At 45.1% G+C, this 26241-nt stretch carries 18 protein-coding genes; 11 read left to right on the forward strand and 7 right to left on the reverse strand.

All coding sequences use genetic code 11. From position 1 onward, the window contains the following. The first annotated feature begins 197 nt into the window (after positions 1 to 197). From AC59IL_RS00760 to AC59IL_RS00780, 5 genes are all read left to right on the forward strand, one after another. Positions 198 to 1067 (forward strand): MBL fold metallo-hydrolase, encoded by an 870-nt coding sequence (locus tag AC59IL_RS00760; RefSeq protein WP_496550150.1) that lies wholly within the window; start codon positions 198 to 200, stop codon positions 1065 to 1067. A gap of 362 nt (positions 1068 to 1429) precedes the next feature. Further along, positions 1430 to 1957: a T9SS type A sorting domain-containing protein gene (locus tag AC59IL_RS00765; protein ID WP_496550151.1), complete on the forward strand. Its 528-nt coding sequence runs from the start codon at positions 1430 to 1432 to the stop codon at positions 1955 to 1957. A 44-nt stretch (positions 1958 to 2001) separates the two neighbouring features. Continuing rightward, a complete protein-coding gene (locus tag AC59IL_RS00770) occupies positions 2002 to 4905 on the forward strand; it encodes a beta strand repeat-containing protein (RefSeq protein WP_496550152.1) in 2904 nt (967 codons plus the stop codon). A 20-nt stretch (positions 4906 to 4925) separates the two neighbouring features. Next, positions 4926 to 5318: a hypothetical protein gene (locus AC59IL_RS00775; RefSeq protein ID WP_496550153.1), complete on the forward strand. Its 393-nt coding sequence runs from the start codon at positions 4926 to 4928 to the stop codon at positions 5316 to 5318. 181 nt (positions 5319 to 5499) lie between these two features. Continuing rightward, positions 5500 to 6732 carry a serpin family protein gene (locus tag AC59IL_RS00780; RefSeq protein ID WP_496550154.1) on the forward strand — a complete coding sequence of 411 codons (1233 nt, stop codon included), beginning with the start codon at positions 5500 to 5502 and terminating at the stop codon, positions 6730 to 6732. Between the two features lie 94 nt (positions 6733 to 6826). Here the strand turns inward: AC59IL_RS00780 and AC59IL_RS00785 are convergent, their stop codons facing one another. Continuing rightward, on the reverse strand, positions 6827 to 7435 hold the full coding sequence (locus AC59IL_RS00785; protein ID WP_496550155.1) for a DinB family protein: 609 nt from the start codon (positions 7433 to 7435) through the stop codon (positions 6827 to 6829). Positions 7436 to 7611: 176 nt separating this feature from the next. Beyond that, the gene (locus AC59IL_RS00790) at positions 7612 to 7854 is read right to left on the reverse strand and encodes a hypothetical protein (RefSeq protein ID WP_496550156.1); all 243 of its coding nucleotides are present in this window, start codon (positions 7852 to 7854) and stop codon (positions 7612 to 7614) included. Between the two features lie 237 nt (positions 7855 to 8091). Between AC59IL_RS00790 and AC59IL_RS00795 the strand changes: the two genes are divergently transcribed. From AC59IL_RS00795 to AC59IL_RS00820, 6 genes are all read left to right on the forward strand, one after another. Beyond that, positions 8092 to 8676 (forward strand): RNA polymerase sigma-70 factor, encoded by a 585-nt coding sequence (locus tag AC59IL_RS00795; protein ID WP_496550157.1) that lies wholly within the window; start codon positions 8092 to 8094, stop codon positions 8674 to 8676. A gap of 90 nt (positions 8677 to 8766) precedes the next feature. Then, positions 8767 to 9825 (forward strand): FecR family protein, encoded by a 1059-nt coding sequence (locus AC59IL_RS00800; protein ID WP_496550158.1) that lies wholly within the window; start codon positions 8767 to 8769, stop codon positions 9823 to 9825. A 183-nt stretch (positions 9826 to 10008) separates the two neighbouring features. Continuing rightward, complete coding sequence (locus AC59IL_RS00805) at positions 10009 to 13527, forward strand: TonB-dependent receptor (RefSeq protein ID WP_496550159.1); 3519 nt, start codon at positions 10009 to 10011, stop codon at positions 13525 to 13527. 12 nt (positions 13528 to 13539) lie between these two features. Further along, the gene (locus tag AC59IL_RS00810) at positions 13540 to 15432 is read left to right on the forward strand and encodes a RagB/SusD family nutrient uptake outer membrane protein (protein WP_496550160.1); all 1893 of its coding nucleotides are present in this window, start codon (positions 13540 to 13542) and stop codon (positions 15430 to 15432) included. A 152-nt stretch (positions 15433 to 15584) separates the two neighbouring features. Beyond that, positions 15585 to 19136, forward strand: coding sequence for a VCBS repeat-containing protein (locus tag AC59IL_RS00815; protein WP_496550161.1), 3552 nt, complete (start codon positions 15585 to 15587; stop codon positions 19134 to 19136). Between the two features lie 91 nt (positions 19137 to 19227). Then, positions 19228 to 20553 (forward strand): vanadium-dependent haloperoxidase, encoded by a 1326-nt coding sequence (locus tag AC59IL_RS00820; protein ID WP_496550162.1) that lies wholly within the window; start codon positions 19228 to 19230, stop codon positions 20551 to 20553. Here the strand turns inward: AC59IL_RS00820 and AC59IL_RS00825 are convergent. The 5 genes from AC59IL_RS00825 to AC59IL_RS00845 all read right to left on the reverse strand — a co-directional run bounded on the left by AC59IL_RS00825 (position 20537) and on the right by AC59IL_RS00845 (position 26034). Continuing rightward, the gene (locus AC59IL_RS00825; RefSeq protein ID WP_496550163.1) at positions 20537 to 20992 is read right to left on the reverse strand and encodes a GNAT family N-acetyltransferase; all 456 of its coding nucleotides are present in this window, start codon (positions 20990 to 20992) and stop codon (positions 20537 to 20539) included. The two genes, AC59IL_RS00820 and AC59IL_RS00825, sit on opposite strands and share 17 nt — an antisense overlap. Beyond that, on the reverse strand, positions 20985 to 21443 hold the full coding sequence (locus tag AC59IL_RS00830; protein ID WP_496550164.1) for a NanQ anomerase/TabA/YiaL family protein: 459 nt from the start codon (positions 21441 to 21443) through the stop codon (positions 20985 to 20987). The genes AC59IL_RS00825 and AC59IL_RS00830 overlap by 8 nt, the downstream gene beginning before the upstream one ends. A 322-nt stretch (positions 21444 to 21765) precedes the next feature. Next, the gene (locus AC59IL_RS00835) at positions 21766 to 22284 is read right to left on the reverse strand and encodes a hypothetical protein (protein WP_496550165.1); all 519 of its coding nucleotides are present in this window, start codon (positions 22282 to 22284) and stop codon (positions 21766 to 21768) included. A 591-nt stretch (positions 22285 to 22875) separates the two neighbouring features. After that, entirely contained in the window at positions 22876 to 25266 is a 2391-nt protein-coding gene (locus AC59IL_RS00840) for a glycoside hydrolase family 3 N-terminal domain-containing protein (RefSeq protein WP_496550166.1), read from the reverse strand. A 267-nt stretch (positions 25267 to 25533) separates the two neighbouring features. Then, entirely contained in the window at positions 25534 to 26034 is a 501-nt protein-coding gene (locus tag AC59IL_RS00845; RefSeq protein ID WP_496550167.1) for an SMI1/KNR4 family protein, read from the reverse strand. Positions 26035 to 26241 lie beyond the last annotated feature (207 nt).

A 26241-nucleotide genomic window follows, 5' to 3' on the forward strand; every position in this document is an offset into this window, starting at 1 on the left:
TGATTAATGATAAAAATGCCCAACGCTGAACGCGCAACGCTTAACGCTAAATGCAAAACGCACCTCAGGATTCAGCGTTTTGCGTTTTGCGTTCGGCGTTCAGCGTCAAGATTCGGCGTTCTGCATGTAAAGTTAATTATTCACCATCGACGATTCGCCATTGCCCAATGAATAAAATGCGGTTATTTTGCCGCACCATGTCGCTGTTTATTGCATCATTAAATTCGGGAAGTAATGGAAACTGTTATTATGTGGGCAACGACCAGGAAGCTGTTCTGGTAGATGCCGGCATTTCGTGCCGCGAAACAGAGCGGCGTATGCAACGCATCGGGCTGTCGATGCAAAAGGTAAAAGCCATTTTTGTATCGCACGAACATACCGATCATATTTCAGGCATTCCGGTGCTGGCTAAAAAATACAAACTGCCGGTATACATCACCGATGCCACCATGCATCATGGCAGTTTGCAGCTGAACAAAGAGCAGGTATTATCTTTTAAAGCATATGAACCGGTGCAGGTTGGCGATCTCACCGTTAAAGCATTTCCCAAGTTTCACGACGCAGCCGAACCGCATAGCTTTGTGGTGAGCAGCAATAACATAAATATTGGCGTATTTACCGATATCGGCGCTCCCTGCGATCACCTGGTCATGCATTTTCAAAAATGCCATGCTGCTTTTCTCGAAGCTAACTACGATGAACAAATGCTTGAACAGGGCAGCTATCCCCGTCATTTAAAAAACCGCATCCGCGGCGGTCAGGGTCACCTCTCCAACAAACAGGCCCTCGAAATATTTACAAAGCACCGGCCTTCGTTCATGAGCCATCTTTTTTTATCGCATTTATCGCGCGACAACAATTCACCCACGCTGGTGCAGGATTTATTCAATGCCCATGCCGGTGAAACACAGATCATTATTGCCTCCCGTTTTGAAGAAACAGCCGTTTACCAGGTGCATCCGGCAAAAAGCGAACATGCACAAACAAATCTGCCACTACCAACAGACATACCGGTAAAGAATGCACGCAAAAGCATACCCGCATACATTCAGGGAAGCTTGTGGTAAGCAACATATACCCGGTTAGTGTAACAGACACATCACTCATATGGGTATTGCGGACCCATTGTTTTGTCTACAAACAGAATACGTTATGTTTTAAGAAATTATTTCATACTACTAAAAGAGTATTGCTGATAAGCAGGTTAACGATAATTTTGTACCATCAATGCTGTTGCTATCAGCCCAATCATTCTTCAGAATTCATCTCGTGAAAAAGCCAGTCCAATGTTACGTTGATTAAAGGTTCGGCAATTACTACAAATTAAATCCATTAACAAGCCGGTTACTCTGGAAGCGTAGTCTTCTGTTTCGCGCGCTGAAGCGCGACCAGGAAAGTATTGTTTAAATAATTTCAAACATCATTCATTATGAAAGGATCTTTTACACGATTGATTCTAATGCTATCACTATGTCCGTTCCTATCGCATGCCCAGGATATTTCACCCCGGGTTATCAATGTAACAGGCGGTTCGGCAATGAGCGGGTATTACCGGTTCGACTGGAGCGTAGGTGAAATGTGCCTGACCGATAGCTATAACCAACCCTCATTTATACTCGAAAACGGGTTTCTGCATCCCGGCACGGGGCAGCCATCCAATGCCAACAATTTTTTTGCTACCGGCGATATTATGGTCTTTCCCAATCCGGTATACACGGTAACCGAAGTTGATGTACAGGTACCTCAACCGGGTACTGTACAAATAAAGCTTTCCGATGTGCCCGGCAAACTGATATTTTCAAAGCAATTTGAATATAACGGGGTGGGTCGTATCGAAAAGCTCGATCTGCAGGGCTTTCCGGCCGGCACTTACTTTATTCGCATTGTACTTACTCCGGCCGACCCATCGGCGCCCCAGCGTAAAGGCACCTACAAACTCGTACACTTAACCCGCTGATCTATTACCACATACACTTTTTAATTACCTGTAAACATCAAACAATGAGATCTTTATTTACAACACTCATAGCGTGTGTTGCAACCATTTCAATAACACTGGCGCAGGCCCCTGCAGTAATCAATTACCAGGGCCTGGCCCGCAACCCCGGTGGCAATGCCCTTCCGTTTAAAAATATAAAACTTCGATTAACCATTCATGATGGTACCGCTACCGGTATCACTGCATACAGCGAAACCCGTTCGGTAACTACCAATAGCTTTGGTTTGTTTAACGTGGCCATCGGCAGTTCGGGCGCTACTTCGGTAACCGGCACCATGGCCGGCGTTAACTGGGGCAGCAGCAATAAATTTTTGCAGGTAGAAATTGACCCCGAAAACGGCAACAACTTTACTAATATGGGTACCAGTCAGTTGCAGTCGGTACCTTATGCTTTATTCGCAGCATCGGCAGCTCCGGGCGGCACTGCCGGTGGCGATTTAACCGGTACGTATCCCAATCCAACTATCGGCAACGGAAAAGTAACGGCGGCTAAAATAGCGGCGGGTGTTATTCCAACCGCATTGCCGCCCAATGGCCCGGCCGGCGGCGATTTAACCGGCACTTACCCCAATCCAACAGTTGCAAACGGAGCCATTACAGCAGCTAAATTAGCACCCGGGGTTATTCCCGCTTCGCTACCACCTTCGGGCGCCGCCGGCGGCGATCTGAGCGGCAACTATCCCAATCCTGCTGTTATTGGCATTCAAAACCGCCCGGTTACCAACACGGCACCGGTAGCCGAACAAGTGTTGAAATTCGACGGCACCAACTGGGCGCCCGGCACTGATAATGGCGGCGGTGTATTGGGTTTGCCATTCAGTGCTACGGTGAATGAACCGGGCACTGTATTTACCATCACCAACCAGGGCGATGGCACCTTACTCGAAGGCGTTAGCAACAGCACCACCGGCAGCATTAGTTCTTTACGCGGCATTGTGTCTTCCAGCTCGCCCGGCGGTTTTTCTACAGCTGTAAGAGGGGTCAATAATGGCACCGGCGGATTGGGCATTGGTGTTTGGGGATCACAGGCCGGCGGCGGATGGGGCGTGTATGGTGTTACACCAAACGGCATAGGCGTTTATGGAAATTCAAGCGCCGGAGGCTTCGGTGTATATGCCAACAGCAGCACCGGTACAGGACTACAGGCCACCAGTAACACGGGAACAGCAGCCAACATATCAATTTATAATAACGCCAACAATAACAACGTACTTAGCGCCGGCACAATGGGCAATGGCACGGTAATAAACGTTACCGGTTCGGGTAGTGGTACAGGTGTGTTGAGCAGTACGGGCACCGGGTTTTCGGTACATGGCATTACCAGCGCGCAAACTTCGGCCGGTATTGTAGGCGACAACACTGGTAATGGCGAAGCAGTGGTTGGCCGTACCACCAGCGATATCGCCGGTGCAGTAGTAGGCCGTAATGATGGAGGCGGCTATGGTGTAAGGGGCTTTATTTCTACCAGCACAGCGGGAACCGCCATTGGCGTGTACGGTCAGGTAGGTTTGAATAGCAGTACAGGTCGTGCCGGACGCTTTGAAAATCTCAATGCTACTAACACTACCGGTAATACGCTGGAAGTAGAAACCAACGGCAATGGAAATATACCTGATAATACACAGGGCAATGCCGCTTCTTTTTTGGTAAACAACAGCAACAGCGTAGCTGCGGCAGTGCGCGGAGAAGTAAATACCATCTTCGGTAATTTTGGCGCAGCCGGCATCTTTGGCAAATCATCAGGCACCGGTGGCTTCGCCGGATTATTCCATGCATCCAACGCTTCGGGCAATGGACCTGCCCTGGTGGCCTTCACCGAAGGCAATGGCAACGCCGTCACCGCCAATGCTGCTAAAAACGGAAATGGAGTAGAAACCAGCATCGACGGTGCAGGAAATGCCCTGTATGCATGGGTACCCTCCTTTGCTGCCGGTCGTGCAGGACGATTCAATATTTACAATTCTTCCAACACAAGCGATGTAATAACAGTGACCACTGTGGGAAATGGTACTGCGGGTAATTTTAAGGTAGACAATGTTAACGGTACCTCGCCTGCTGTAAAAGGTGAAGTAAATTCCCAATTCTCAAACTGGGGCACAGCCGGCATTTATGGCATTTCATCAGGCACAGGCGGTTTTGGCGGGTTATTCTATGCATCTAACCCGGCAGGTAATGGGCCCGCTTTAATAGCTGTTGCTAACGGAAATGGCAATGGTGTTACCGCCAATGCTACCAATATGGGCGATGGCGTTGAAACAAGCGCCGATGGTTCGGGCAATGCCCTGTATGCGTGGACGCCCAGCTTTGCTACAGGACGGGCTGCACGGCTTGTAAATTACAATACTACCAATACAAACCCGGTTTTAACAGTAGAACAACACAGCGCCGGCAGCATCGCCCTTTTTAAAGCAGGCAACCCAGGCGTAAATGTGGCACGAATCGATGCAACCGGCAAAGGCTTTTTTAATGGAGGTACGCAGAACAGCGGCGCTGACCTTGCCGAAGCATTTGATGTGGAAGGCAACATTAATAATTACGAACCCGGTGATGTGCTGGTGATTTCTATTGATAAAGAAAGAGCAGTTGCCAAATCAGCCGGGCCCTACTCTACCCTTATATTGGGCGTTTATGCCACCCAACCCGGCGTATTGCTTACCGAAGAACACATCGATAACAACATGAACAATAAAGTTCCGATGGGCGTTATAGGCGTTATTCCTACCAAAGTATGCCTCGAAGGTGGCGCCATTACAAAAGGCGATCTGCTGGTAACATCCTCAACACCGGGCGTAGCTATGAAAGCCGATATAGAAAAAGTAAAACCCGGTCAGGTTATTGGCAAAGCGCTGGAGAATTATAACGCAAACGCAATTGAAAAAATAAAGGTATTTGTAAACTGTAAGTAATCACCCCAAAAGCTTTTAACATGAAAATGCTACAATCAAAAGCCGTTATATTGTTATTCGGTTTGCTGTGTGTTGGTTATATAACGCAGGCACAAACCGAAAACACCCGCGACCGTTTAGTTACTCAATTAATGAATGGAACTGCTCCCGGTCTGAAATTCAGTACGGCACCTGCAACGCCTGCGGCTGCCGGCAATAATACCATTAATAAATCTGAAAGCCTGATTGCACAGATCAGGAAGGGAACGGCAGCAGGCATGAAATTTAAAGCCGGCACCGGCAATACCCGGCCTGCAACAGGCAGTTTGCGAAAGGCAACCACAACAGGTAGTCAGCCATTGCCCAGTGAGCAGCCGCTGAAAACAGAACAGCCGAAACCGGCGCCTGTGCTACCCGCCCCGGCTCAGCAATAAATGCAGGTTGGAAATAGTGAAAACGTAGTCATATAAATTATAACAGCCAGACGTAGGGTAATGCAAGCCAAAGGTCGAAGGAGTTAATTCTTCTTTGACCTTTTTTATGCCTCGTTGCCTTGACTATTTCATTTAGCAGGCAACGGTTGAAAAGCGATGATTGTCATTTCAAAAAACAATAATGAAAACACCCCTTTTCCTGTTACTGGTTGTATTTTGTATATCGGCTATTTCCTGCAAAAAATCCAATGACGCAAAACCCGATTTTGTAAACCCTATCAACCTTCCTCAAAACGGACAAACTATAATAACAGCCCATAACCGGTTTGCGCTTAGCATATTAGATCTGGCTAATCACGCTGATACTACCGAAACCAATAAACTCATTTCCCCCCTTAGCATTTACCTGGCATTGAGCATGGTATATAATGGCGCTGATAGTACTACCCGGGAAGCCATACGAGCTACACTATGGCTGGATGACTTCACTTCAGGTATAGACGATTTAAATAAAACCTGCCAGGCGCTGATAGAACAAATGCCTGATGCCGACAGTAAAGTAAACCTTGCCATTGCCAATTCAATCTGGTACAAACAGGATGTTTCGCCCTTGCAAAGCTTTTTAAATACCAACAAGGAATTTTATCATGCGTCTGTTACCCCGCTTAACTTCGAAAGCGCGAATGCGGTATCAACTATCAACAAGTGGGTGTCGGATAATACAAAAGGAAAAATTACCGGAATATTGGATAGGATCGACCCGTATGACCTCATGTATTTGATCAATACTATATATTTCAAAGCGCCCTGGAAATACTCCTTTGATAAAAATGCAACGGTGAATGCCCTCTTTACTTTGTCAAATGGCAATACCGTATCAACACCTTTTATGAAATTACAAAGCGATAAATTGAATTATTACCAGGACAATTTATTGCAAATGGTGCAGTTGCCTTATGGCCAGGGTAATTTTAATATGTATGCGTTATTACCCCGTGCCGATATTAACTTCTCTGGTTTTGTATATGCCATCAATGAGCCAACATTTAAAAACTATCTGTCGCTATTAAAGCCGGCTGATGTTATGCTTAATTTACCCAGGTTCAAATACGGGTATGCGGTGAAAGATATGGCAAACCTGCTGTGGCCCATGCGTATTGCATTCACAAAAGATGCTGATTTTACAAAAATGTATGCAACACCGGGGGTACACATTACCAAAGCCCTGCATAAAACCTTTATTGAAGTTAATGAAGAAGGAACAGAAGCTGCAGCTGTAACAGCTATTGGAGTAGGGACTACTGCTGTGCAGATAAATTATATGAATTGCAATCGTCCTTTCATGTATGTGATTACCGAAAAAACAAGTGGCGCCATTTTATTTACCGGATTAATAAAAAATCCTTCCCTGTAATTAAAATAAAAAGGTCAAAGGAGCAACTCCCTGACCTTTTAACTTTATTTTCTGCACCTTGTGCCTTGTAACTTGGACCTTGTGCCTTTATTTCTCATTCTTTCGGAAAACCCGGATCCGCCTTTACTTCCTCTATCTGCTGTGTGTGGCGGTTGCTGTGAGCGCCAATAAACAGTATCAGCTGATAGCCATCTATTGGCCCGAAAGGCAAAGTACCGAAATGATTACGCAGGTCTTCATCGGTCGACTTCACATACGAAATCAGTTTTTCCCTGTCGGCTTTAAAGGAATTGAGCGCTTCGTCACATGATTTATAGGGCGTATTTTCAGGTTGTAGTTTTTCGGTGGTTTTAACTTTCTTCGAACGGTCTTCGATCCGTTGTATCAGCTCGTCATCAGTAACCTTTACTTCGCTTCGCTTGGCAGGAGCGGCCGGCTCTTTAAGCGCCCCATCCAGCATTTGTCGCAGCATCTGTTCGCTGATGGCAATATGCTTTACACATTCTTCCACACTCCAGCGATCGGGCCCGGGTTTGAATTTCAATTGCGCTTCACTGAGTCCTTTTACCTCACTGAAAACATCATTTTCAGTGTCTTTTAATAGTTTGGCAGCATTGTTCCTTTCTTTTTTCGTAATGCTGTTGTCGGCCGTAAGAAATGAAAGCATAAACAGAGCCGATGCGAAAAGCAATATTCTTTTCATATGTAGTTGTTTTAGTGTGATGAAATAAACAGGGCACTGTTTGTTTTAATAGAGCGGGGAAGCGCGAAAGGACAACTAATATAGTAATTATTTTAATATAACGTGTACTGAGTTGAAAAGTTGATCAGTTAATCAGTTAACAAGTTAACCAGTCAACGTGTAAACTTGTAAACTTGTTAACCGGTTAACTTATTAACTATCCAGCCCATCGCAAACAACATGATGAAGATCCAGAAAACCTGAGTAATGAATTTCGGCCAGGTGTATACAGGAGCGTTGTCGTTATCTTTATCGATATTATTCACTGTTCTTTTCATAATTACCTCCTTGCTTGCCACTATACCTACAAACACGATACCACGCGAATAATGGGGAAAAAAGGCATCACCTGGTAATATGCGCTGAAATTTGAAATTCATCTTACTGTGAGCCACACCTTATAATAAAGTTGAAAGTTGACAAGTTAACCAGTTAACTTGTCAACCCGTTAACTTTTCAACTACTTAAACTTTTATTCACCGGTGTTTATCAGAAATTAACCACTCAACGGTTGCATCTTACTGTAAATGAGAAAGTGCAAATACGATAAATTGTACGGTATACATTTGCTTTAATACTTTTTCGCATTGGTTAATTATATTTGTATTGCCAGCCATATGAACTATACAATTTTCGACGATGCCATTCTGCTGAAATTACTCAAAGCCGGTGATGGAGCAGCTTTGCAGGAAATTTATGTCCGCTATAGCGAACCTGTTTTTCTGGCCGCCTTAAAAAAACTGCGCTCAAAAGCCATAGCCGAAGAACTGGTTCAAAATCTTTTTATCAGCCTTTGGGTAAAACGCGAAACTTTGCAGATACAACATCTTCAATCTTACCTACAAACCGCTATTCGCTATCAGGTTATTGATTATATAAGGTCGCAAATGATCAGGGAACGATATTATCAGTCGGCCCGCGAGCATATGGCAGTGCAGGAAAACTTATCCGAATCGAGGTTATTATTGCACGAGCTTTCTATCGCTATTGATAATACCATTAAAAAGCTGCCGCAAAAAACACAGGAAATATTCAGGCTAAGCCGCTACGAAAAACGCTCGGTAAAAGAAATAGCCCAATACATGAACCTGAGCGAAAAAGCCGTTGAATACCACGTAACGCAATCACTTAAGTTCATGCGCCTGCATTTAAAAGATTTTATTATCATGGAGTTATTCATGCTCTCCGCCACAGTGTTTTAAATTTTTTTTCAATCATTTAGGGTATCGGGTCGCAGAACCGACTAATTTATAGCTCCGGCCTTCAGGCCGGAGAACCCAAATTTTTTTTACATGAACCGAAAGGCCTTTTATCATTTGCTGAAACGGTATGTAGAGGAGGATTGCACGGAGGAAGAGAAAAAATTAGTTGAGCAATGGTACGAATTATTGGGAGATGATGAAGACCAGGACCCTGCCATGCCTGCGGGCGAGATAAAAGAAACCCTTCAACGTTTATGGCCAAAGATCCAGGCACAAACCCAACTTACTGAAAACTATAAACAGCCTAAAGCTGCCATTATACCTATGTGGTTGCGGTGGGCAGGTGCAGCAATTGTGACCGGCGCAGTATGCATGATGTTGTACCGGCTGCCGGGCAACAAAAAAAGCAGTAATGCATATAACGATCATCACGATATAGCCAGATTGCAAAAAACGAATACCAGCACTACCGCTAACGATACCTTATTGTTATCCGATGGCACCATGGTAGTTCTTGAGCCGCAGGCCCGGTTATATTATCCTGCAGACTTCAAAGGTTCAAAACGCGAAGTATTTCTTGAAGGAAATGCGTTTTTTAAAGTAACCCGTAATCCGAAATGTCCCTTTTATGTATACAGCAGGAACATTGTTACACAGGTACTTGGCACAAGTTTTTTTGTTAAGAGTAATCCGTTGACGAAAAATGTGGAAGTAGCAGTAAGAACGGGTAAAGTGGCAGTATATGAATACGGACAGGAAACAATAAAAGAAAGACAAAACCAGGAATCGAACGGCGTAATTCTGAAACCCAATCAGAAAGTAATTTATAACAGTGAAGACCATCACTTCAGAACTACGCTTATTGAACTGCCATTGCCGGTTTTAACCGGCAAAAATGCAGAAGACAAAATAACAGAACTGAATTTTGTTTTTGAAGAAACACCCATTGCAAAAGTGCTGGAGCATCTTGAGCAGGCATACCATATTGAAATGGTTTTGGAAAATGAATCACTGGCCAAATGCCTTTTCTCGGGCGATATCAAAGGCCAGGACCTGTACGACCAGCTTGAAATTATTTGCGCATCAGTGCAGGCTACGTATGAAATAAGAGGTACACGCATACTTATAAAAGGTACAGGCTGCGAATGAGCAGCAGGAAGTCTGAAGTCGGATGTCTGAAGTCAGAAACTTCGCATAGCAGCAGAGTAATAATAAACAAGGTACCAAAATTAGGTTCTTCTGACTTTTGACCTCAGACCTCAGACTTCGGACCTCACCATCCCGTATCCTGAGAACACCAACTTTATTAGTAACAACCAAAACGATTGTCGCATGAGAAAAACTTCTATTGCAATGAGAATAGGGTTTCTGCAGGTGTTTCTGTCATTATTCCTGAGCTCCTATGCCTATGATTATGCTGCCGAAGCACAGGGCATATTGGATCGTGTAGTAACCATATCTGTTGAAAAAGGACAGTTGAAAGATGTGTTTTCTTCCTTAAAATATCAAACCGGCGCCCGGTTTGTTTACAGTTCAAAAACAATTCAGGCAGGCAGCAAAGTAACCATCAAAGCCAACCAGAAAAAATTGAGCGAGGTGCTGGAGGAATTATTATCACCCTTTGGCATTACCTATAAATTAATAAAAGACCGCATCGTTTTATACAAGCCGCAAACAACTACACTGGCCGACAATGCCGATGAACCCGTTTTATCGGTACAATTAACTTCGGCGGCCGATCAGGAAATAAAAGGACAAATAACTGATGAAAAAGGCAATCCGCTGCCGGGCGTAAGTGTTATCGTAAAAGGCACCAACACCGGTACCAATACCGATGGACATGGTTCCTTTACCTTAAATGTTCCCGAAGGCAAAACCATATTGGTAATTTCTTCTGTGGGGTTTCAAACACAGGAAATTGATATATCGGGCAAAACAAATGTTACTATAGCCATGGTGGCAAGCACCGGACAATTAGGCGAAATTGTGGTGGTAGGTTATGGCACTCAAAAGAAAGTAACCGTAACAGGAGCGGTGGCACAGGTAAAAGGATCTGAACTGGCCAAATCGCCTTCGATAAACCTGTCGAACGCACTGGCCGGCCGCATGCCCGGCGTTACCGCCATACAAGCAACCGGTGAGCCGGGATACGATGGTTCAACTATACGTATCCGTGGCTCCAACACACCCAACAACAGCGGCGCGCTGATCGTAATAGACGGCGTTCCCGACAGGGCCGGCGGCCTGGAACGGTTAAGTCCGCAGGACATAGAAAGTATGTCGGTGTTGAAAGATGCAGCAGCAGCCATTTACGGTTCGCGTGCTGCAAACGGCGTTATACTCATCACCACCAAACGAGGCAAAACCGGCAAGCCGCAATTGTCGTACGACTTCAACCAGGGATGGTCGCAACCAACCCGCATACCCAAAATGTCTGATGCACCCCAATACGCCGAAATCATTAACGAACTTACCTTATTCGAAAAAGTTCCGGCCAATCAGTGGTCAGCCGGATGGAATGCCTTTAAACAAACCGGAACCTATACCCGCACAGATAATAATGTGAAAGTAGATGCCACCTACAATCCTGCCGATGTACAAAAATTTAAAGACGGATCTGATCCCTGGGGCCATCCGAATACCGACTGGTTTGGCACAGCCCTGAAGAAATGGTCTTCCCAAACCAAACATAATGTGCAGTTATCAGGTGGATCAGACAATGTAAAATACCTCGCATCGCTGGGATATCAAAACCAGGATGGGTACTATAAAAATTCCGCCACCGGCTACAAACAGTACGATATGCGGCTTAACCTCGATGCCAGGGTAAACAAATACATCAACACCAGTTTAGGCATAACAGCCCGCGAAGAATACCGCTTCTTCCCTACAGTGGGCGCACAACCTATATTTCGTATGCTCATGCGCGGTAAACCTACCGAGCAGGAAGTATGGCCCAACGGTTTACCGGGGCCCGATATCGAAAACGGACAAAACCCCATCGTGATCACCACCAACCAAACCGGTTTCAACAGGGATAAACGCGATTATATTCAAACCAACGGACGCCTCGAATTGCTGGTGCCCGGCGTACCCGGTTTAAAGCTCAGCGGTTTTGCAGCCATTGATAAATTCATAAAGCGCAATAAAAAATGGGAAACGCCGTGGTATTTATATTTCTGGGATAAAGTGAGCTATGAAGCCGATGGCGTTACTCCCAAATTAACCAAATCGGTACGTTCCACATTCACCGATCCACGCTTAACCGAGTCGGAAGAAGATCAGCTGAATATCAACCTCAGCGGTTTTATTAATTACGACAAAATTATCGGTCCGCACACCATCAACCTGCTGGCAGCGGTAACACGCGAAACAATCGAAAACAACAACTTCAATGCCTTCAGAAGAAATTATATTTCAACCGCACTCGACCAGTTATTCGCGGGTGGTGATGATGCCCAGAAGAACAATACCGGAAGCTCTTTTAACCGTGCCCGCTTAAGCTATTTCGGCCGGGTGAATTACAACTACCGGGAAAAATACCTTGCCGAATTTTTGTGGCGTTACGATGGTTCGTATATGTTCCCCGAAAACGATCGCTTTGGTTTCTTCCCCGGAATACTGGTGGGATGGAGAATCTCGGAAGAAAAATTCTTCAAGACAGTAAAGTTTATCGACAACCTGAAGCTGCGGGCTTCGTGGGGGCAAATGGGTAATGATAATATCATCTTCAATGACGTGCTGCAGGAATACAAATACCTGAGCACTTACGGATTCAACAGTTATATTATTGGCAATAATGTGGTAAAAACGCTCATCGAATCGGGTCTTCCCAATCCTGGTTATACCTGGGAAGTTGCCAACAATTCAAATGTAGGTTTCGAAGGATCGGCCTTGAACGGCAGAATCACTTTTGAAGCGGACTACTTCAATAATATACGCTCCAAAATTTTGATGCAGAATTCTGCTGCAGTGCCTGCGTCGGTAGGTGTGAACCTGCCGCCTGAAAACCTCGGCAAGGTAAAGAACCGCGGATTTGAATTCAACATAGGTTACAACGATCAGGCAGGCAACTTCAGGTACAGTGTGAGCGTGAATGGAGGCTATGCAAAAAATAAGATTATTACGCTGCCCGAAAGTCCGGGTCTTGCTCCGCATCAGTTTTCGAAAGGACATACGTTCGGAACCAACGGAGCAGCTTTTCTTGTATATGAATACGACGGCGTATTTGTTGATCAGGCAGATATCGACAAAAACAAAATCGACTACAGCGCTGCTACCAATACGCTGCTGCCCGGTGATATGAAGATCAAAGATGTGGATGGCAATGGTAAAATTGATGCCGACGATCGCATACGGCTCGATAAAAACCGCGATCCCTGGTTTACAGGCGGCGTCAACATCAATTTACAATATATGAACTTCGACTGCTCTATTTTATTTCAGGGAGCAACCGGCGGCTTATTGTTCATCGGTACCGAATCGGGCACCATCGGCAACTTTTTAAAATACTCATACGATCACCGCTGGTCGGTTGAACACCCCAGCAGCAGCGATCCGCGTTTGGCCAACCGGGGCAATACCTATTATGCCGGCGGCGCCTTTGGTGTAAATACCTACTGGTTGCGCAGCAGCAATTACCTGCGTTTGAAGAACCTTGAATTTGGTTATAATCTACCCGCTAAGCTGGGCCAGAAGGCAGGCATCAGCAATCTGCGATTATATGTAAACGGTACCAATCTGATAACTTTCGATAAAATGAAGATCTGGGATCCCGAAAGCACCAGCAGCGACGGCCAGTATTATCCACAGGCAAGAATTTTAAACTTTGGCGCCAGAGTAACTTTTTAAAACCGAAAGACCATGACAAAGATCCTCATACGTTTTGCAATCATAGTACTTTCAATACATGTTTTATCTGCCTGCGACCGCGACTTCTTAAATACCAAACCACTTGACCAGGTTAATTCAACCGACGCATGGAAAGACGGAGCGCTCGCAGAAGCATTTGTAACCGGCATTTATGCAGGCCTGGGACAGGGTGGATTTGATGAACAGATGCTGGCCGCCTTATCGGATGAAGCCGTGTTCACCCACCCCGGCCGCGGTATCAACATCGTAAATGAAGGCACCTTAAACCCATCGAACATCGGATGGGTAAATACCAATTACCGCTGGGGTAAAGATGGTGGTAACAATGATATGTACGCAAAGATCAGACAGGCCAACCTGGCCCTCGAAAATCTGCGCACAGCTACTTTTGAAGATAAAAGCCTGAACAACCGCTTACAGGGTGAATCGCACTTTTTACGCGCCTTCTATTATCACCAGCTGATACGGTATTACGGCGCCGTGCCCATCATCAGCAGAACCTATGGCCTTGGTGAAGATTACAGTGTAACGCGCAATACCTGGGACGAATGCGTTGACTTTATTTTAAAAGATTGCGACAGCGCCCTGTTACTGCTGAAAGGCGTAAGCATGGCCGCAGGCAGGGCCAATGAGCTGGCTGTGCTGGCGCTGAAGTCGCGTGTATTGTTGTACGTTGCCAGCGACCTGCACGATATTCCAACAGCCAAATCAAAATCAACGGTGATAGCCGGCTATGCACATCCCGAGTTACTGGGTTCGGTAAGCGGCGATCGTACGACCCGGTGGACGGCCGCTAAAAATGCAGCCAAAGCCGTTCTGGATGCCGGTTCAACCAGAGGCTACAAACTAAATCTTAATGCGCCTGTTTCGGCGGCAGAAGGAAAAAAGAATTATATGTCACTTGCCATGGGCGGTGGCAGTAAATTCGGCGAAATAGATAAAGCAGCAGAAAGCGAAATATTATTCGGCCGCTACTGGACAAGCAGTAAAGATGAATATGCAGGTATGTACCAGGGTTTAACCAATGGGCCTAATGGTTATCATAACTGGGCCGGCAATACGCCGGTACAGCAACTGGTAGATGATTATGAAATGATGGATGGAACAAAATTCGACTGGAACAATGCCACCCAAAAGGCTAAACCATACGACAACCGCGATCCGCGTTTTTATGCTACCATATTGTACGACGGGGCCGACTGGAAACCACGTGACAAGATATCGGGTAATGTAGACCCCGCCAACCAGATACAAACCGGTAAATACGATCAGGGAGGCGGTGTGTTCCTTGCAGGACTGGATACACGAAACAGTTCCATTGAAAACTGGAACGGAAGCTGGACGGGTTATTATGTGCGCAAGTTCATCGACCCCGACCCCACTATTGTTGACAATACCACCCGCCAAACCATACCCTGGCCATTTTTCAGGTATACCGAAGCGGTGCTGAATTATGTTGAAGCATGCATTGAATTAGGCGAATACGCCGAAGCGCTTACCTGGTTGAACAAAATTCGCTTCAGGGCCGGCATGCCCGCCATTACCGAAACCGGCGCCGCATTGAGAGAACGGTATCGTAATGAAAGAAGAGTAGAGCTGGCCTATGAAGACCAGCGCTACCACGATTGCCGCCGCTGGATGATAGCGCCCGCCACCCTTGGCCGGAAACTGGTATATATTGATGTTACCGCCATGCTGAAACCCGGCGCTACCTCACCGGCTCCTTACAAACACGATGAAACAAAATATAATTACACCTACACCCCTGTTGAGAACAACACGCAGGAAAACAGAAAATGGGACGATAAAATGTATTTCAGGCCCATACCAGATGATGAAATGAATACAAACCTGAAGCTGATACAAAACCCAGGTTATAATTAAATATCGAAGTCGGAAGTCAGAAGCAGGAAGTCCGAAGATTGTAATTGGATGAGGTGCAAATAAGCAAAGGGGGATAAATTAACGGGTTCTTTCCGACTTCTGACCTCAGACCTCAGACCTCCGACTTCCTGACTATGATTTAATTCAACAATATGCCCGTTAAATATTCTTTACTGTTTTGTAGTTGTGTTATTACAGGCATTTTATGTTTACTCGTATCATGTAAAAACAATAATGACAAAAAAAATCCATCCGTGCCCGGCCATCCTTTGTTTACCCTGTTGCCGCCAGATAGTACGCATGTTACATTCAGCAACGTGTTGACCGAAGGATTAAATACCAACGTGCTGATGTATGAATACTTTTACAACGGCGGTGGTGTGGCCACCGGTGATGTAAACGGCGATGGTTTCGCTGACATTTATTTCACCGCCAACATGGGCGATAACAAGCTATACCTTAACAAAGGCGCCCTGCATTTTGAGGATATAACAGAAGCCGCCGGCATCGCAGGTCGGCCCGGCCCCTGGAAAACCGGTGTAACCATGGCAGATGTAAATGGAGATGGCCGGCTGGATGTATACATTTGTTATTCGGGAAAGCTGCGGGGCGAAAAAAGAATGAACCAGTTGTTCATCAATGAAGGAAATGACCCCAAAGGCTACCCGCACTTCAGCGAACAGGCACAGCAATATGGACTGGCCGATTCAGCGTACAGCACACAGGCATATTTTTTCGATTTTGACCGCGACAACGATCTCGATGTTTTTTTATTAAACCACAATCCAAATTCGTTACCGGTACTCGACGAAGCCAGTACTGCCGCCATACTGAAAAAAGATGATCCGGCCATTGGCGTACGGCTTTTCCGCAACGACAACAACCATTTTACCGACATTACGCATGCAGCAGGCATCAGCAGTTCATCATTAACTTATGGACTTGGCGCCGGCATTGCCGATCTGAACGGCGATGGCTGGCAGGATATTTACATTTCGAACGACTATGCTGTGCCCGATTACCTGTACATCAACAACCACAACGGCACTTTTACCGATCGGCTGCAAACAAGTTTGGGTCATAGCAGTCAGTTTTCGATGGGCAACGATATTGCCGACATCAACAACGATGCCCTGCCCGATATTTATACCCTCGATATGCTGCCCGAAGACAATCACCGGCAGAAGCTTTTATTTGCTCCCGACAATTACGAAAAGTTCGACCTGAATCTGCGTTCAGGATTTTATTATCAGTACATGCGTAACATGTTGCATCTGAATAACGGTCAATTCGGTGGTTCAAAAACAGAGCCTGTCACAAGTACTCGGGGTGTATCCAATCCCCCCTCCACCGGAGGGGGAAAGGGGGAGGCAGGTTGGGCCGGTAGAGCCGGCAGGGTCGGTTCGGCCTTTTTTTCCGAGATGGGTCAACTTGCGGGTGTCTCCAACACCGACTGGAGCTGGGCGCCCTTACTGGCCGATTACAACAACGACGGCTGGAAAGACCTTTTTGTAACGAACGGCTATCTGCGTGATTATACGAATCTCGATTTCATCAAATACATGAACGACTATGTGCAAAGCAAGGGAAGACTGCGGCGCGAAGATGTATTGGAACTGGTACACCATATACCCTCCTCAAATGTGGTAAACTATCTTTTTTCAAACAACGGCAATTGCACCTTTAAAAATGTATCGGCACAATGGGGTTTCACCATTCCGTCGAACAGCAATGGCGCGGCCTATGCCGATCTGGATAATGACGGTGATCTTGATCTTGTTATTAACAACATCAATCAACCCGCCTTTATATACCGCAACGAAGCAAGGCAGCAAACCGGTAATCATTTTCTGCAGGTAATGCTGCAGGGCCTGCCCGGAAATACACAGGGCATCGGCGCCAAAGTAATTTTGTATAGCAACAAAGGGCAACAATACCTTGAACAAATGCCTGCAAGAGGATATTTGTCTACGGTATCATCAACACTACATTTTGGTTTGGGTGCCACCACCCAAATCGATTCTTTGCGCATCATCTGGCTCAGCGGTAAACAACAGGTGCTGCAAAACCTGCAGGCCGATCAGTTGTTGTTAATTAATGAAAGCGCCGCTACTACCAGATACAAAACACCTGCAGCCGCGCCCTCTCTGTTTAAAGAAATTACATCGCCCATTAAATACAGCGCACCCGTAAGCAATGTGAACGATTTTAAGCGGCAGCCATTATTGATCAATCCGCTGTCGGCTGCAGGGCCCTGTATTGCCAAAGGCGATGTAAACGGCGACGGACTGGAAGATATATATGCAGGCGGCGGAAGCGGACAGGCAGCCATGTTATACCTGCAACAAAAAGATGGCTGCTTTATACAAAAACCACAACCTGCCTTTGAAGCCGATAAACAAAGCGAAGATGCCGATGCCGTTTTCTTTGATGCCAATGGCGATGGGTTTACTGATATTTATGTTGCCAGCGGCGGTTATCACAATTATTTGCCCAACGACGGCCTGTTGAACGATCGATTATACCTGAACGATGGCAAAGGCAATTTTACCAAAAGCAACAACGCCCTGCCACCCATGCCGGTTAGCAAAGGCTGTGTGCGCGTAAACGATATCAATAACGATGGGCATCCCGACTTATTCGTAGGCGGCCGTGTAATACCGGGGCGGTATCCCGAAACACCCGAAAGCTTTATACTTATCAACGACGGCAAAGGACATTTTACCAATCAAACGGCTGCTATTGCGCCGCAATTGCAAAAAGCAGGCATGATAACAGATGCCGTTTGGATTGATATGAATAACGATGCTAAAAAAGAGCTCGTTGTTTGCGGCGAATGGATGCCGGTGAAAGTTTTTGTAAACGTGAACAATACGCTGCAGGACCAAACCAATAATTATTTCGATAAGGCATACAAAGGCTGGTGGAACAAACTGATCACCGGCGATTTTAATAAAGACGGCCATCCCGACTTCATCATTGGCAACCTCGGTTTAAATACCCAATGCAGAGTAAGCGATAAAGAACCTGCCGAACTGTATTATAAAGATTTTGACGACAATGGCGCCGTTGACCCGGTGTTTTGCTTTTACATACAGGGTAAATCGTATCCCTATCTTACCCGCGACGAGTTATTAGATCAGATCAGCATCATGCGCACCCGTTTCGTTGATTATAAAAGTTATGCAGACGCGAGCATCAACGATATTTTTAATTCAGCAGACCTGAAAACCGCCGGTCGCCTGCAGGCCAATTATCTGCAAACAGCTTATTTTGAAAGCGACGCAAAAGGAAAATTCCATTTGAAAGAATTGCCCATACAGGCGCAGTACAGTCCGGTTTATACCATTACGCGGCTCGACTACAACCACGATGGCTTCGACGATCTGCTGTTATGCGGCAACATGAACCGGGCGCGTTTGCGGCCCGGAAAATACGATGCCAGCTACGGCATATTGTTACAGGGCAATGGAAAGGGACAATTTAGTTATATCAGCCAGCAGCAATCTGGTTTTCATATACGTGGCGATGTGCGCAGTGTTCTCCCCATCAACCAGATGCTGTTATTTGGCATCAATGAACAGGCAGTAAAAGCATATGTTCCGTTAGGGCAATATATAGGTAGAAAAAATTCAATAATGAGAACGTCCCGTAGGGACGAAACGCATAATCGCCAACGTATCGTCCCTACGGGACGTCAATAACATGCAATGATTTTTCTACCAACATTCAATGCATAACGGCATGATCTGAAGTTAAACGCTCAATCATTGGAAATCGAATTATTCGAACGAAATGAACAAAAGAACAATCAGTTTAATTGTAGCTTTATTTATAATTGCCGCAGGCTGTACTTCCCGCCATCATAAACAACCTGAATTATCGCCTGCTGCCATCAGCAATGTCATTACCCGAATGACAGATGTAATGATACACGACATTACCAATCCTCCCCTGGCGACGCGTTTTTTTTCGTATGCCTGTTTATCGGGTTATGAAGTAGTGGCGCAAAATAATCCTTCGCTTAAAAGTATGATTGGTGTATTGAACGGTTATCCGCACCTGCAAAAGCCTGATTCTATACAACACTATTCCGTAACGCTATCTGCCGTGCTCGCCATGCTCGAAACGGCAAAGAAAATGCAGCCTTCGGGAAAGCTGCTGGATACATATGAGCAACAGCTGATCGATTCATGCAGCCGCCTGCCGGGCTTTACTGATGAAATTGTACAAAACTCGCAGCGCTATGCCATGGCCGTAAGTAAAAAAATACTGGCCTATGCAAAAGCCGATAATTATAATAAGATCAGTAATTATGCCCGGTACACACCGGTTAACCGCGAAGGATGCTGGTACCCTACTCCACCCGCTTACCTGCCGGCAGTAGAACCTTATTTCAAAACAGTGCGGCCTTTTATGCTTGATTCCTGTTCACAGTTTTTGTCGCCGGCCCCTACGCCATTCTCAAAAGAAAAAAATTCTGCCTTTTACAAACTGATGCTGCAGAATTATGAAACCAGTAAACAAATGCCTGTTGAATACCGCGCCATTGCCGCATTCTGGGATTGCAATCCGTTTGCCGTGCAGGACGACGGCCATCTTATTCTAAGTCAGAAAAAAATATCACCGGGCGCTCACTGGCTGGGTATTACCGGTATTGCCTGCGAAAAAGCGAAAAAGAGTTTTGACCAGTCCATGCAGATATATACCCTTGTTTCGGTTGGTTTAATGGATGCTTTTATTTGCTGCTGGGACGAAAAATTCCGCAGTAACCGCATTCGTCCTGAAACGGCCATCCGTAAATACATCGATCCCGCCTGGCAGCCGTTGCTGCAAACACCGCCGTTTCCCGAATACCTGAGCGGACATTCGGTTATATCATCCTGTTCGGCCACTATTTTGTCGCACTATTTCGGCAATTCATTTTCGTATACTGATAGTGTGGAGGTATCATATGGATTACCACCCAGGCATTTCGCATCCTTTCAACAGGCAGCTCAGGAAGCCGCCATCAGTCGCTTTTATGGTGGCATTCATTTTATGGATGCTATAGAAAACGGATTAATACAAGGCCAAAAAGTTGGCGAGAGAATTGTGAAAAAAGCTACACCTTTTTTTTGAAACACACGCTGTTACTGCTTTCTGTATATTTTCCGAAGTTGGGTATTTGTTTATATCCGTGTTTTGTATAAAAGGCAATGGCTTCGGGTTGGTTCTTTCCGGTTTCGAGCAAACAATACCGGTATTCGTTGCCTTTCGCCAAAGACTCAAGCGCAGCTAAAATTTTTGAAGCGTAATCATTTCGGCGGCAATGCGGCATAACATACATGCGCTTGATCTCAACAGTTTCAAAATCATATTCCCTGTAAGCCCCGCAGGCCATTGCTGTATCACCCGAAAAGAGCAATACAACAACGGGAAGAAAATCAATTTTATTCAATTCCTGGTTGAAGTTGGCAAGGTCGCCATCACGATCAAACAATTCTTTTTCCAGTTCGGCAGCAAGCCGTTGAAATTCTGTATGATCCGAATCTGTCAGTATCAATTCAATATCATCCATTCACCGCAACTTTAATTACCACCTTCTTCACCGGCCCGGGTTTATCAATTTTTAAATTGGGCATATGCAGGTCGTGTGGGAAAAAAATGGCAAACATATTTTGCTGCAATGTCGAAAAAAATGATGGCTTATCGGCAAACAGCATATAATCTGTTTCGGCGTCATATGCTTTTGAAGGAATTTGCTGCTGCAATAAATCATGACCAATTTGTTCAGCGCCGCTCACTATATATTGAATATCGATATATTTTTTATGCGACTCCATTTGTTCTTTCGAAGGGTCTACCGTGTCGTATTCATTCACAATCGCAAACAGGTTGGTGCCGTCAAGTTCGTATTTGCCTTTTTCAACTTTTGTAAAATCGGTTTGGACAAGGTATTCGAATGCTTTTTTAAACCGCGAGCCCAGTGAATAATAAAGGGGGGCATTTTGCAACAGATCAATGATCATCAGTTGTTAAAATTTAATTCGGGCGCCAAGATACGCAAAAGCTGATTGAAGGAATGACAAAAAAAGAGCCGGAACCATGGCATCATTCGATGCCGGTTCCGGCTGCTTAATAAATTCAAGGGCAGGATCACCATTCAAAAACCAGAAGGTTATACCGTTTTCTGTAGTACCATCAGGTTTTACAAGGTAGGTACGTGTTCATTACCTTGAAGATCCGGATCAATCGTTTTCATTTTCAAATTGTCGGCTTTCACAGGATTATATTTTTCCGACGTTGACAGAGTGCCCTATACCTTACTAATAATGTTTTCACGGGTACGGGCTACAGTTTGACAATATCAAGCACTAACTGCAACTCTCTGTCACGGACCATGATATTTTTCAAACTCACATTGTCTTCAAGGTGTACCAGCCATATTACCGGCTTGTTGGGTTGTTCAATTTCTTCTACCAGAATAATTTTGTAATCAGCATAAACAGTTTTCACCAACTCCTTTACATCCCGGTTCAGCTTCGACTCATAGTACTGACGAATGGTGTTCAACCATTTGCCTCTTTTGTTATAGGTTATCAGATTAATGGTGCTATCACTTACAAATCTGGCGCGATAACCATTTTGTAATAAATACCACGATTCATAGTCTACTTCATGATAGGTGGTTTTGAAATCTCTCACCGCCCTGATGTGAACATCTTTAAAGGCGGCCATCGGATTCACCGGCGCTACCGAGGTCATCAAAGAGCTTACGTCTTGTTTTGCAATTGTGTTTTGAGCATAGGTTCCGGTGGATTTTAAAATTACAATCAGGCCAAAAACCAGTACAGACAGGCATCTTTTCATTTGGTTAGTTTTTAGGGGTTTGATGGCAAAACCGTTATCGCTTTTTCATATCCGCAGGCAATTACGGTGGTTTGCTGTTTAACCCCTGAATGATGCATCCGGCTGTTGCTACATCAAACAGGTATTGGAAAAATCTATAGAATAAAGGTGGAACAGGTTGGTGGTAATGGTAGCAGATTGGGTACGAATTGCTATTTATTATAAGGTGCCCATAGGGCTTCCTTTGTAATGCAATCGATTGCGCTATGTTTAAATAAATAACGTTCACTAAGGGTTTTTATGTGTCACAAATACAAAAAATTTCTGAGGGTATCGTTATAGCAGATTTTATATTAATTGCCGATTTGACAATTACAGATCAAAATTGGTGAAAACGTCAATGAAATTACCTGATCAACTACACTGGCTGTTTATAAATCTAAGAAAACGTTTTCGTAATTGATACTGTGCGATATATGATGCGCCTATTTATATTATTCAGCCTATAATAAAATAACCCCGGCAACAACCGGGGTTACATAAAAAAATTATTTGCTGAAAAATACTAATTACAATAATTACACTTTTTTCCTGGGCCTTGTGCCTTACATCTTAATTCCCCACCTTCAGATCCACTTTCTGCACATCGTTCGAATTTTTGCCGGTCATGATTTCGAAAATGCCATCGTCAACAACATATTGCATATCGGCATTCCAGTAGGCCAGCTTCGAGGCGTCGATGGTAAAAGCTACCGTTTTCTTTTGTCCGGGATCGAGTGTAATGCGGGTAAAATCTTTTAATTCTTTTACCGGCCTGGTTACGCTGCTTACTTTTTGATGAACGTAAAGCTGCACAATTTCATCGCCTTTCATAATACCGGTATTGGTTACATCTACTTCAATGGTACCATATACATCGGTTGGTTCCGATGAGGCCAGTCCTGTTTTTTTGGGGGGCGGAGGTAATATAAGGCGTGGTTTTGAATATTCGAACGAGGTATAACTTAAGCCATATCCAAAAGGAAATAATGGCTTTTTATCTTCAGTAACATAATCAAAATACTGAGCGCTGGGTTTATGATTGTAATAAACCGGTATCTGCCCTGTGTTTCTGGGATAAGTGATGGTAAGCTTTCCCGATGGATTGGCGTCGCCAAACAATATATTTGCAAAAGCATTACCGGCTTCTTCGCCCATAAACCAGCCATCTACAATGGCTGGTACATTTTGCGCGATCCAGGGTATGGCCAGCGGACGTCCGTGCATCAGGTAAACCACCACCGGCTTACCCGTAGCAACAAGCGCTTTTACCAGATCTTCCTGCTGGCTTTGCAAACGCAGGTCGGGCATATCGCCAAAGTGATTGGGGCCCCAGGCTTCGCGCGACAATTGCTCGTTCTCTCCTACTGCTACCACCACCAGTTCGGCCTGCTGCGCTGTTTTTACCGCTTCATCGATCAGGCGTGCATTTTCTTCTTTCGAAGGTAAAATGATGGTATCAATATACTGGTAGTTATTCTGACTTATGGTATCGCCATTCATGGTTATGTTGCAACCTTTGGCATACAACACCTCGGCCATATTGCCCACTTTGTTTTTGATTCCGTTCAGCAGGGAAACATTTTTTACCGGCAGGCCCGAATAATCGCCCAGTAAGTTGGCGGCGGCCAAAGCGCCGATCACGGCTATCTTTTTATACTGATCTTTTTTAACGGGCAGTAAATTGCCCTGAGCGGCGCCGAAGGAGGTATTGCCAAAAGGACTATTCTTCAATAACACCATCGATTCTTCGGCTATTTTCAATGCCAGCTGCCGTCCGTCGGTATTGGCGGCATTTTGTTTGGCCAGTTCAAGGTCAATGGGTTTCTGTTCAAACAAACCCAGTTTAAATTTCAATTCAAGTATGGTAGCTACCGCACTGTCGAGCGAGGCCATGCTGATCTTTTTTTCCTTTACAAGATCAACCAGGTGCCTGTAATTGACTCCATAGGGCAGATCGGTGGTTACACCGGCATTGAATGCCTTGAGCGCGGCCGCTTTTTGATCGGGCGCTATAAAATGTTTATTCCATAACTGGTCGATGCCAAACCAGTCGCTCACCACTACGCCGCCGTAATTCCATTCTTTGCGCAACACATCTTTCAGCAACCACCTATTGGCGTGAGAAGGCATGCCGTCGATCTCGTTGTACGAGGCCATGATGGCAGCGGGTTTTGCATTGTTTATACAAAGTCTGAACGACTCCATATGCGCTTCGCGAATAACGCGCAGCGAATAGTTTGCCGGCGCCTGGTTACTGCCGCTTTCCGATTGTCCGTGTCCCGAAAAATGCTTCAGCGTGGCAGCCACATGTCCCGGTGCAATGGAACCATTGCTGCTTCCCTGAAAACCTTTTACAATGGCACTCCCGAGCGTACCGCATAAATAAGGATCTTCGCCCAGCGTTTCGCCGGTACGGCCCCAGCGCGGATCGCGGCAAACATCTACCACGGGCGCCAACACCAGACTGGTACCTCTTACACTGGCCTGTTTGGCAGCATGGGAATATATTTTCTCCAGCAGGTTTTTATCCCATGAACAGGATAGCCCGATGCCATGGGGAAACACATCAACCTCGCGCGCCACGAGGCCGTGGTGCGCTTCGTCGATAAATATGATGGGAATACCCAAACGGGTTTTGGTTATGAAATAATCCTGCAATTTATTTCTGGCATTGATGGTTTGCTCCATGGTTTCATCAAAAGCCGGGTTCATCATACCCATGCCGTTTTTAAATAATGAATCCAGTTTGCCGGGGTTGCTGAATAACTGATCGTTTAATTTCGGCCGGCCGGCATGCATGGTTTGCAACTGGGCCACTTTTTCTTCGAGCGTCATTTTCGACAGCAGGTCGGCCACCCGTTTGGCCAACGGTTGTTTGGGATCTTTATAAACGGGTTGTTGCGCATGAATTTGCGTAGCACAAAAGATAAAACAGCTAACGACAAGCGTAATACACTTCATGTTTTAAACAGTTGAATGTTTTAAAAGAGAAAAAGGAATACGGGCTACATATGAAGTTGCTGGTTGGGAGAAACTTAGAAGGGCATGAAGATAGGAAAATTTTGAGAATCCTTATTTTATGCGATTAAGGGTTTTCAAATTGTTTTTTTATAGGTATCTATGATGTTCTTTGAGAACTCTTTATCCATAACATGTAAAAGCGTGTCGTTTAAAAACGGCGCCAGCGGTGGGTGTGTAAATAAACAGTATAGCAGATGCGCAGTTTCTTTACTGTTTTTTTAGTTCTCTCATAAAGGCCAGCTGGTATTCAAGAAATTCCCTGATATCTTTGAACACAAGCTCTCCCATCATCCACGTGGCAAACTTCACATACCGCCATTTTGTTTCAACGGCATCGGGAGGAATTGCTATAAATAAATATTCCGATGCTCCGCCAATTAATATACCCTCAGAAAGAAACTGTCCGGTTACCGGGGAATCACTGTATAGCTCAACCAGATCTTCATCAATATTTCTTAAATAATCAATTTGCGAAACCGGTGAAAATGATACACGGAGTTCATCGCGTCGATTAAAACCGTTTGATATCTTCAAAAATTCAATATAATCTTCCGGCAATTCTGTTTGAAGCAACGCTTTGGCTTTGTTGATCTCTTCATCGGTAGCCGGAGGTTCTCCGAGCCATTTTGATTGCAGTTGCTCCGGGGTAAAGTCTGATTCGTTCAATAAAAGAACCCGTTCAGAGATTTCCTGTAAAAGCTGTCGCATGGTTTAACTACGTATTTGATCAGATAGTGCTGAAACGCTAAGATAACAGACGAATGCCGGAATTTTTTCCTTTTATGTGCAAAAAACTGATTATCAAAGGCAATCAACCCAATTATTCCGTTCAACCCATACAACACTCCATTGCAAAATTTTTAATGATAATGAGCCATTTGGCTGAACTTTCATCATATACAGCCGGAATTTTGA

It is taken from the genome of Niastella sp. sgz303648 (genome assembly GCF_059587045.1).